The organism is Phaeobacter sp. S60 (assembly GCF_000826845.1).
In the GTDB taxonomy this organism is placed as follows: Bacteria; Pseudomonadota; Alphaproteobacteria; order Rhodobacterales; family Rhodobacteraceae; genus Phaeobacter; species Phaeobacter piscinae.
On sequence record NZ_JSWJ01000016.1, the window covers coordinates 62,911 to 71,624 of the forward strand.

At 62.2% G+C, this 8,714-nt stretch carries 10 protein-coding genes; 4 read left to right on the forward strand and 6 right to left on the reverse strand.

Going from position 1 to position 8,714, the window contains the following annotated elements; all coding sequences use genetic code 11:
- The first annotated feature begins 22 nt into the window (after positions 1–22).
- On the forward strand, positions 23–316 hold the full coding sequence (locus OO25_RS15655) for a hypothetical protein (RefSeq protein WP_242407055.1): 294 nt from the start codon (positions 23–25) through the stop codon (positions 314–316).
- Between the two features lie 42 nt (positions 317–358).
- On the opposite strand, the gene OO25_RS15660 is transcribed toward OO25_RS15655, so the two are convergent.
- Genes OO25_RS15660 through OO25_RS15675 form a run of 4 tightly spaced genes read right to left on the reverse strand, consistent with a single transcriptional unit; the run spans position 359 to position 3,987 of the window.
- Positions 359–781, reverse strand: a complete 423-nt coding sequence (locus OO25_RS15660) for a DUF1499 domain-containing protein (RefSeq protein WP_040181078.1) — start codon at positions 779–781, stop codon at positions 359–361.
- A 44-nt stretch (positions 782–825) separates the two neighbouring features.
- A complete protein-coding gene (gene speB, locus OO25_RS15665; protein ID WP_027247112.1) occupies positions 826–1,773 on the reverse strand; it encodes an agmatinase in 948 nt (315 codons plus the stop codon).
- Positions 1,766–2,734, reverse strand: a complete 969-nt coding sequence (speB, locus tag OO25_RS15670; protein ID WP_040181079.1) for an agmatinase — start codon at positions 2,732–2,734, stop codon at positions 1,766–1,768. The genes speB (OO25_RS15665) and speB (OO25_RS15670) overlap by 8 nt, the downstream gene beginning before the upstream one ends.
- A gap of 59 nt (positions 2,735–2,793) precedes the next feature.
- Positions 2,794–3,987, reverse strand: coding sequence for a M20 aminoacylase family protein (locus tag OO25_RS15675; RefSeq protein ID WP_040170705.1), 1,194 nt, complete (start codon positions 3,985–3,987; stop codon positions 2,794–2,796).
- Positions 3,988–4,051: 64 nt separating this feature from the next.
- On the opposite strand from OO25_RS15675, the gene mazG reads away from it, so the two are divergent.
- From mazG to OO25_RS15690, 3 genes are all read left to right on the forward strand, one after another.
- Complete coding sequence (mazG, locus tag OO25_RS15680; RefSeq protein WP_040181081.1) at positions 4,052–4,888, forward strand: nucleoside triphosphate pyrophosphohydrolase; 837 nt, start codon at positions 4,052–4,054, stop codon at positions 4,886–4,888.
- A gap of 46 nt (positions 4,889–4,934) precedes the next feature.
- Complete coding sequence (locus OO25_RS15685; RefSeq protein ID WP_040181082.1) at positions 4,935–5,627, forward strand: M48 family metallopeptidase; 693 nt, start codon at positions 4,935–4,937, stop codon at positions 5,625–5,627.
- A 174-nt stretch (positions 5,628–5,801) separates the two neighbouring features.
- On the forward strand, positions 5,802–6,797 hold the full coding sequence (locus OO25_RS15690; protein WP_040181083.1) for an LLM class flavin-dependent oxidoreductase: 996 nt from the start codon (positions 5,802–5,804) through the stop codon (positions 6,795–6,797).
- A 10-nt stretch (positions 6,798–6,807) separates the two neighbouring features.
- Here the strand turns inward: OO25_RS15690 and OO25_RS15695 are convergent, their stop codons facing one another.
- Both OO25_RS15695 and OO25_RS15700 read right to left on the reverse strand, forming a co-directional pair.
- Positions 6,808–7,350 carry an RSP_2648 family PIN domain-containing protein gene (locus OO25_RS15695; protein ID WP_040181084.1) on the reverse strand — a complete coding sequence of 181 codons (543 nt, stop codon included), beginning with the start codon at positions 7,348–7,350 and terminating at the stop codon, positions 6,808–6,810.
- Positions 7,351–7,371: 21 nt separating this feature from the next.
- Positions 7,372–8,586 carry an RSP_2647 family RNA methyltransferase gene (locus tag OO25_RS15700; RefSeq protein ID WP_040181086.1) on the reverse strand — a complete coding sequence of 405 codons (1,215 nt, stop codon included), beginning with the start codon at positions 8,584–8,586 and terminating at the stop codon, positions 7,372–7,374.
- Positions 8,587–8,714: the final 128 nt, after the last annotated feature.

The following is an 8,714-nucleotide window of genomic DNA, read 5'->3' on the forward strand; positions in this document are numbered from 1 at the left end:
TGTGCCCCCGGCGCGGCAGCTGATGCCGCTTTTTGGCCTTGTGCTGCTGTCTTGTGCCGCCGCGACCACCGTCCGAGCGGATGTGACAGCCCCAAACGGACGCACGATTGATTGTTATTGCACCGACAAAAGCGGCAGCCGGATCGAACTGGGTGAGTTTATCTGCCTGCAGGTTGATGGGCGCATGTTCACCGCCCAATGCCAGATGTCGCTGAATGTGCCGATGTGGCGCGAGGTGCAAAAAGGATGCCTTGCGGCTGAGGCCGATCCGGCGCCCGGCCTGTCGTCTGCGACCGCCCCCCTGCCCCGGATCTGATCCCGCTGACAATCGCTTTGCCAACTCACCCCTACCCGCGAACTATTGCGGCGCGGGCTCCATCTGCGCGATCCAGCTGTTGATCCGGTCGTTATTCGCGCCCAGATCAGAGCGGCCAAAGCGCAGCCGCGCGTAGACCTTCAGCAGGTCGCCATGCTGCCGCGCTGTTGTATAATCGGGAAACCCCAGAAACCGGGTGCGGGTCACATAGGTGACCATTTCGTCCTCGACCGAGCCTGCGAGAACACGGGTGCGCGGCGCATTGCTGGCGACCGCGTGAAACCGCTCCAGCCCGTCCTCCCCGCTGCGGACCACCCGAAACACGCCACCGCGAAAGGTCTTGTCCTCGCTGAATTCCGGCTGTGTGTTCCAGTCCAGCGGATCGCTGGGCGCCAGCCGGATAAAGCCGAGCACCACGACAAGTGCCGCAATGCTCAACCAGACGAATATCATCACTCGACCCATATGGTCCGCTCTCCCTCGTGGCGGCTGCCACTGGACAGCCTGCCTTATTTTGTTGTCACACCCGGCAGCACACAGAGCAGCTCATACAGCAGATTGGCCGCTGTCAGTGCCGTATTGCCCGATGTGTCATAAGGCGGCGACACTTCGACCATATCGCAGCCCACAATGTTCAGCCCCCGCAAGGCCCGGATCAGCTCCAGCGCCTGCGGTGTGGTCAGCCCGCCGATTTCCGGCGTGCCAGTGCCCGGCGCATAGGCCGGATCAAGACTATCAATATCATAGGACACATAGACCGGCCTATTGCCGATATCGCGACGAATTTCCGCACCCATGCCGTGCAGGGAGCGGTTCCACAATTCGCTGGCCGGGAAATGCTGGAAGCCCCAGCGCTGCGCCTCCTTGAAGTCGTCAGCGCCATAGCCGGTGCCGCGCAGCCCGATCTGATAGGTCTTGTCGGCGACGATCAGACCCTCTTCATAGGCGCGGCGGAACACGGTGCCATGGGTTTCACGCTCGCCGAACATATCGTCGTTCACATCCGCATGGGCATCGACATGGACCAGCGCAACAGGTCCGTATTTTTCAGCAATGGCGCGCAGGATCGGCAGGGTAATTGAATGATCCCCGCCCATCGCGACAGGTGTCACCCCGCTGGACAGGATTGCACTATAGCTTTCCTGAATGATGCGCAGGCTGTCGGACAGAGAGAACGTATTGATTGCCAGATCGCCGATATCGCCGATATTCAGGCTGTCAAACGGTGCCGCGCCGGAGGTCATGTTGTAGGGGCGGATCATCGCGCTTTCGGCGCGGATCTGCTTGGGGCCAAAGCGGGTGCCAGAGCGCCAGGAGGTGCCGATATCCATCGGCACACCCAGGATGGCCACATCCAGCCCGTCAAGCGACGTCGCCTGCGGCAGCCGCATAAAGGTGTTCGGACCGGAAAACCGCGCCAGATCATTGCCGCTGATCGGTTGATTGAAATCAGTCATTGTCTCTCATATTCCAGCCAAGAAGGCAGATAATTTCGGTCGCCACATGGGCACCTGCGATGGCGGTGGCGCCGGTGGTGTCAAACGGAGGGGAAACCTCCACCACGTCGCCGCCTTTGATATTGATGCCTGCAATCTCGCGCAGGATACGGGCCGCCTGCGCCGAGGTCAGCCCACCCCAGACCGGCGTGCCGGTGCCCGGCGCGTAGGCCGGATCGAGACAGTCGATATCGAAGGTCAGATAGGTCGGCCGGTCGCCAAGGATTGCCTTGATCCGCTTCGCGGTCTCAACCGGGCCGATTTCATGCACGGTGGGCGCATCGATGATGTTCACACCCAATGTGTCGTCATTGGTGGTGCGGATCCCGACCTGAACGGATGTTTTGGGGTCCACAAGGCCCATTTTCACCGCTTTGTAGAACATGGTCCCATGGTCGATCCGGTCCATATTGTCATCGGGCCAGGTGTCGGTATGGGCATCAAACTGCAGCAGCGAGATAGGGCCGTATTTCTCGGCATAGGCCTTCAGGATCGGGAAGCTGATATAGTGATCGCCACCCAAGACGACCGAGGCCGTATCGGAGGCCAGAATACCACGAATATGCTCCGTCAGCGCGGCAGGGAAGGCCGGAACATCGGCGTGATCAAAGGCCAGATCGCCATAATCGGCGATGGCCAGCGTGCTGAGCGGGCTATGGGGCCAGCCATAGGGTTCATCCGGGCTTTGCAGCGCTGAGGCCTCGCGGATGGCGCGCGGACCCAGCCGTGTTCCGGGCCGGTTGGTGACCGCCTGATCAAACGGCACGCCGGTGACCGCGATGTCCACCCCGGTCAGATCCTTGGTATATTTGCGTCGCAGGAAAGAAGTTGCCCCACCAAAGGTGATCTCAAAGCTGAGACCTTTCATATCCTCACGCGTAAAGGCGTGATCGATCATGTGCTTTGCGTCTTCTAGCGCCATTCTGCGCCTCCTTGTGATGCACCTGCTGTTTGATCAAATAGCGGGTCACATTGTCCTTGTCACCCGTCGTTGGATGCCTGGGCCATGGGCTGTGCTCTCTCGACCAGACGGGCGAAAAACGACGCCCCAATCGGCGCGATCTCATCGTTGAAATCATACTTCGGATGATGCAGCCCGGCGCTGTCGCCCTGCCCCAGAAACAGATAGGCACCGGGGCGGGCCTGCAACATGTAGGAGAAATCCTCCGCCCCCATTTCGCGCCCGGCCTCGGCCTCCACATTCTCAGGACCCGCAACCTCGCCCGCAACGCTGGCCGCGAAACCCGTCTTGGACGCGTCATTGATGGTGGCGGGGTAGCCGACCTCATAATCCAGCTCAGCCTCCACACCGTAGCTTGCCGCCTGACCGGCGACGATTTCCTTCATCCGCCGCATCACCATCTCCTGCACACGCGGATCAAAGGTGCGCACGGTGCCGTTGATATAGGCGGTGTCGGGGATCACATTGTCGACGGTACCGGTGTGGATCTGGGTGACCGAGACCACAAGATCATCCAGCGCATAATGATTGCGCGACACAATCGTCTGGATCGCCTGCGCCATGCCACAGGCCGCCATCACCGGATCGCGGGTTTCATGCGGCATCGCCCCATGGCCCCCGACGCCCTGAATATGGATGTGGAAGGTATCCACCGCCGCCATCAACGGCCCCGGCGTGGTGGCAAAGGCGCCCACAGGCAGGCCCGGCGCATTATGCAGGGCATAGACCTCACCAATGTTGAACCGCTCCATGATGCCCTCTTCGACCATGATGCGGGCACCGCCGATGGCCTCTTCTGCGGGCTGGAAGATCAGCGCCACGCGGCCTTTGAAGTTGCGCGTCTCCGCGAGGTATTTTGCAGCCCCCAGGAGCATGGTGGTGTGACCATCGTGACCACAGGCGTGCATATTGCCCGCATGACCTGAGACATAGTCGACACCGCTTTCCTCAGGGATGGGCAATGCGTCCATATCGGCGCGCAACCCGATGGTTGGCCCATCGCCTGCGTCACTGCCCTGCCCGTTGATGATCGCCACCATGCCGCTGGTGGCGATGCCCTCATGCAGCTCATCCACACCAAATTCGCGCAGCCGCTCAGCCACAAAGGCCGCTGTTTTCGGCAGATCCAGCGCCAGTTCGGGGATCTGGTGCAGATGCCGACGCCAGGTCTTCATCTCGTCGGCGTAATCGGCAATTCGGTTCACAACCGGCATGGGGGTGGACTCCTTGGTCAGACTCGGGATTGATGCATCTGACACTGGAACAAGAGCCGCCGCAATGCCCGAAACCGATCTCATCCACAATGAAACCGCCAGCATCGAACGGCTGCTGGAAATCATGCGCCGTCTGCGCGATCCAAAGGGCGGCTGCCCCTGGGATATCGAGCAGGATTTTGCCAGCATCTCGCCCTATACCATTGAAGAGGCTTACGAAGTTGCCGATGCAATTGAGCGTGAGGCCTGGGATGAACTGAAGGGTGAGCTGGGCGATCTGCTGTTTCAGTCGGTGTTTCATGCCCAGATGGCGGCAGAGGCCGGGCATTTCACCTTTCAGGATGTGGTCACCACCATGTCCAACAAGATGGTGTCGCGTCATCCGCATGTCTTTGGAGATGAGAACCGCGAGAAATCCGCCGACCAGCAGAGTGCCGACTGGGAGGCGATCAAGGCGGCGGAACGTGCAGGCAAGGCGCAACAGGGCACGCTGGACGGTGTCGCGGTCGGCCTGCCTGCGCTTCTGCGGGCTTATAAGCTGCAAAAACGCGCCGCGCGGGTTGGGTTTGACTGGCCCTCGGCTGCCAATGTCATTGCCAAGATCGCGGAGGAATCCGCCGAACTGGTCGAGGCGCGCGACAGTTTGAGCCAGGCGGAGGTCGAGGAGGAATTCGGCGATCTGATGTTTGTGATGGCCAATCTCGGCCGCCATCTGGGGGTTGAGCCGGAGGCCGCATTGCGCGCCGCCAATGCCAAGTTCACCCGCCGGTTTGAGGGGGTAGAGGCCAAACTGGCCGCCCGTGGCAAACGTCCTGAAGACAGCGATCTGGCCGAAATGGATGCGCTCTGGGATGAGGTGAAGGTCGAGAGCCGCGCCGCCAAATCCGCCCATGGCAGCTAACCACCACGCCTTGCCCCTGCCCTGTCACAGCCCCATATCCTGACTCATGTTGCGTTTGACCCCCATTCTTCTGGCCGTGATCTACGGGTTGGTGATGTATCGCCTGTCGGTCTGGCGCACCCATCGTGCCCTTGATCAGCAATCCACCGAACTGGCCGATGCCCGCCTGCGTCAGCTGACGGACCGGATGGCGGCGGCGCTCGGGATCACTCATATCCCGGTCTATATCTACGAGGTTGACCCGGTGAACGGGCTGGCCGCACCCGATGGGCGGATTTTCATCACGCGCGGGTTTTATCGCAAATACCGCAAAGGCGAGGTCAGCGATGCCGAACTCGCCTCGGTCATCGCGCATGAGCTGGGGCATGTGGCGCTGGGACATGCGAAGAAACGGATGATCGATTTCTCCGGCCAGAACGCGCTGCGCACGGCGCTGATGCTGATCATTGGCCGTTTTGTGCCCTTTGTCGGGCCGTGGATCGCCAATGTGCTCACCTCGCTTCTGGCCGCCCGGCTGTCACGCAGCGATGAGTATGAGGCGGACGAATATGCCGCCGCGCTACTGACCAAATCCGGCATCGGCATCGCCCCGCAAAAAAGCCTGTTTCGCAAACTCGAAGACCTCACGCAGGCCCGCAGCGGGATGGCCCCGGCCTGGCTGATGAGCCACCCAAAGACCGAGGAGCGCATTGCCGCCCTCGACCGGTTGGAAGCGAAGTGGGACAGGCCCAATGCATGAGCTTTACCTGACAATAGCCTGAAAAACATGGTTAATGACAAATAACCAACTTCAGAAAATCCTCACCTCTTGTCGGAGCAACCAACCTTCCCCACATGGGAAGGTAACAGTTGTCCTCCCGTCCTTTGCCAGCGGCCTCCCCCTGCAACGGGATTGAAATTTACCGGAGCCCCCATGCGCTACTCTGTTCTTGATCTTGCTCCCGTGCCCGAAGGCCAGACCATTGCCCAGTCCCTGCGCAACAGCACCGAGCTGGCCCAGAAAGCTGAAAGCTGGGGCTACCACCGCTATTGGCTGGCCGAACATCACAATATGCCGGGCATCGCCAGCGCCGCGACGGCGGTGCTGATTGGTCACATCGCCAGCCAGACTCACTCCATCCGGGTCGGGGCTGGCGGCATCATGCTGCCCAACCACGCGCCCTACATGGTGGCGGAGGCCTTTGGGACCCTAGCGAGCCTGCACGGCGACCGGATTGATCTGGGAGTGGGTCGCGCGCCCGGAACCGATATGCAGACGGCGCGCGCCCTGCGCCGTGGCATGGCCCATGACCATGCCTCCGGTGACAGCTTCCCGCAGGATGTTATTGATCTGATGGGCTTTTTAGGCGCTGATGATCCGGGGCGCGCAGTGCGTGCCTTTCCCGGACAGGACACCCATGTGCCGGTCTGGATGCTTGGCTCCAGCCTTTACGGCGCGCAGCTGGCGGCGCATTTGGGGCTTCCTTACGCTTTTGCCTCGCATTTTGCGCCCGCCGCATTGGAGGAGGCGCTGGAGGTCTACCGCCGCCAATTCCAACCCTCTGCCAACCTGTCTGCGCCCCATGCCATGATGGCGATCAATGTCTTTGCCGCCGAGAGCGATGAAGAGGGCACCCGCCTGCGCACGACGATGCAGCAGGCCTTTGCCCGTTTGCGTCTGGGTAAGCCCGGCAAACTGCCCGCCCCCGTAGATGATATCACTGACCATATCCCGGCGCCGGTGCTTGCAGGCGTGAATGAGGCGCTGCGGATCTCCGCGACAGGCAGCAGGGACAGCGTGCGTGCGGAACTGTCGTCCATTCTTGAACGATACCGCCCGGATGAGGTGATCATCACGGGGCAGATCCATGACCATGCGGCGCGGCTCAGATCCTTTGAGATCGCTGCCGAAATCCTGAGCGAGGCCTGACCACCCCGGCCTAGCTGGCCAGGGCTTTCGCCACGCGCGGCAGCCGGGCCTTTTTCAGCAGCGGACGCAGCTCCCATCCGCCACCGGAGAGCCGGTTGGCCTCTGCAAGAACGGACGCCGCGACCTCCGACAGACCGTCGGGATCTTTCAGCCAAAACTCATAAAGCAGCTGGTCCGGCCCGATCCGCTCCAGCCCTTCCTCCGCCAGCGTGTGGCGGGGGAAATCCTTGTTGTTGACTGTCACAATTGCATCCGCATGGCCGACGATCGCCGAAGCCAGCACGTGGACATCAGCGCTGTCAGGCAGCCAGAGGCATGCCTCCACCGCGGGTGTGGGGGCGATGGCAGCCTTTGGCCAAGCGGCGGAGATTAGCGCAATTTCAGCCCGCGCCTGCGGTTCACCCGTGGGGCCGATCTTGCGCGCCGCCCGCGCCCATTCTTCCAGGATGCGCGGCGACCACAGTGGCGTGAAATGGCCGATCCGGGCCGCGCCCAGCAGCATCTCCCGCATCACCGTCGGATAGAGCACGCAGGCATCCAAGAGCAGTTTCATCGCCAGAACACCCGCGCCAGATCAGTCGAGCCGGAAGAAAACGGCTTTCAGATAGCCACTTTCAGCCAGCTGAGGCAGCTGCGGATGATCCGCGCCAGCATAGCCGGTGTGCAGCAGCTGGCTGCGACGACCGCCCCGCCCGATCCCGCGCGCCGAGGCATTGCGGAAGCGGCTGAGATCTGCCGCATGGGAACAGGAACACAGGCCCAGATAGCCCCCCGGTGCCACCAGAGGCGCCGCCAGTTTGGCAATCCGCTCATAGGCACGCAGACCGGCTTCAAGTGCTTGTTTTGAGGGGGCAAAGGCAGGGGGATCACAAATCACCACGTCAAACTGCGCGCCCTCCTCAGCCAGCTGTGTCAGCACCTCAAAAGCATCGCCCTGCCGCGCCGTGAACCGGTCTGCAAAACCACTGGCCGCAGCGCCCTGCTCTGCCAGCTCCAGCGCCGGGGCGGAGCCATCGACGCAGGTTGCCTCGGCGGCACCAGCGGCCAGCATCGCCAGACCAAAGCCGCCGACATGGGAAAACACGTCAAGCACCTTGGCGCCGGGTTTGACCAGTTTCGCGGCAAAGGCGTGATTGTCGCGCTGGTCGTAGAACAACCCGGTTTTCTGCCCGCCGGTCAGATCCGCCATATAGGTGGCGCCGTTCATTGTGACCTCAACTGCGGCCTCAGGCGCAGTGCCGCGCAGGGCGGTGCTGACATCATCCAGCCCTTCCAGGCTGCGCGCCCGGCCAGAGGCGTTTTTCAGCACGGTTGTAACCCCGGTGACAGCCACCAGCGCCTCAGTCAGCACGTCCAGATGCGCCTCCGCCCAGGCCGCATTTGGCTGCACCACGCAGGTATCGCCGAACCGGTCGATCACCACGCCGGGCAATCCGTCGGATTCGGCGTGGACCAGCCGGTAAAATGGCGCGTCATATAGCTGCTCACGCAGCTCCAGCGCGCGGCGCAACCGGGCCTCGAACCACGCCACACTCAGCTCAGCGGCGGGATCGCTGTCCAGCATCCGCGCGATGATTTTGCTCTCGGGGTTGACCGCAACGAGACCCATCTGCGTCATGCCGTCATCTTCCAGCACCGCCAGCGTGCCGGGGGTCAGTTTGCGGGTGCGCCGGTCGGTGACCAGCTCGTTGGCATAAACCCAAGGGAAGCCGTGGCGCAGAGCGCGGGCATTGGCTTTGGGTTTCAGTTTTACGCGGGCGCGCTCGGGCGCGGAGGAAGAAGCTGTCATAGCCCCTCTTACTCCCAACCTCTGCCCGTTGAAAGAGCCTGTTGGATCAGGCGCAGATCGTCTGCGTCACGCGGCCTTGCGGCCGGCCCCTGCGCGGCGCGCGGCCGGTCACCGCGCGCGCGACCGCC

What these genes read in the sequence shown, in the direction of transcription:
- OO25_RS15655 (WP_242407055.1), top strand. Translation starts at nt 23, where the DNA reads ATGCCGCTTTTTGGCCTTGTGCTGCTGTCTTGTGCCGCCGCGACCACC.
- OO25_RS15660 (WP_040181078.1), bottom strand. Translation starts at nt 781, where the DNA reads ATGGGTCGAGTGATGATATTCGTCTGGTTGAGCATTGCGGCACTTGTC.
- speB (WP_027247112.1), bottom strand. Translation starts at nt 1,773, where the DNA reads ATGACTGATTTCAATCAACCGATCAGCGGCAATGATCTGGCGCGGTTT.
- speB (WP_040181079.1), bottom strand. Translation starts at nt 2,734, where the DNA reads ATGGCGCTAGAAGACGCAAAGCACATGATCGATCACGCCTTTACGCGT.
- OO25_RS15675 (WP_040170705.1), bottom strand. Translation starts at nt 3,987, where the DNA reads ATGCCGGTTGTGAACCGAATTGCCGATTACGCCGACGAGATGAAGACC.
- mazG (WP_040181081.1), top strand. Translation starts at nt 4,052, where the DNA reads ATGCCCGAAACCGATCTCATCCACAATGAAACCGCCAGCATCGAACGG.
- OO25_RS15685 (WP_040181082.1), top strand. Translation starts at nt 4,935, where the DNA reads ATGTTGCGTTTGACCCCCATTCTTCTGGCCGTGATCTACGGGTTGGTG.
- OO25_RS15690 (WP_040181083.1), top strand. Translation starts at nt 5,802, where the DNA reads ATGCGCTACTCTGTTCTTGATCTTGCTCCCGTGCCCGAAGGCCAGACC.
- OO25_RS15695 (WP_040181084.1), bottom strand. Translation starts at nt 7,350, where the DNA reads ATGAAACTGCTCTTGGATGCCTGCGTGCTCTATCCGACGGTGATGCGG.
- OO25_RS15700 (WP_040181086.1), bottom strand. Translation starts at nt 8,586, where the DNA reads ATGACAGCTTCTTCCTCCGCGCCCGAGCGCGCCCGCGTAAAACTGAAA.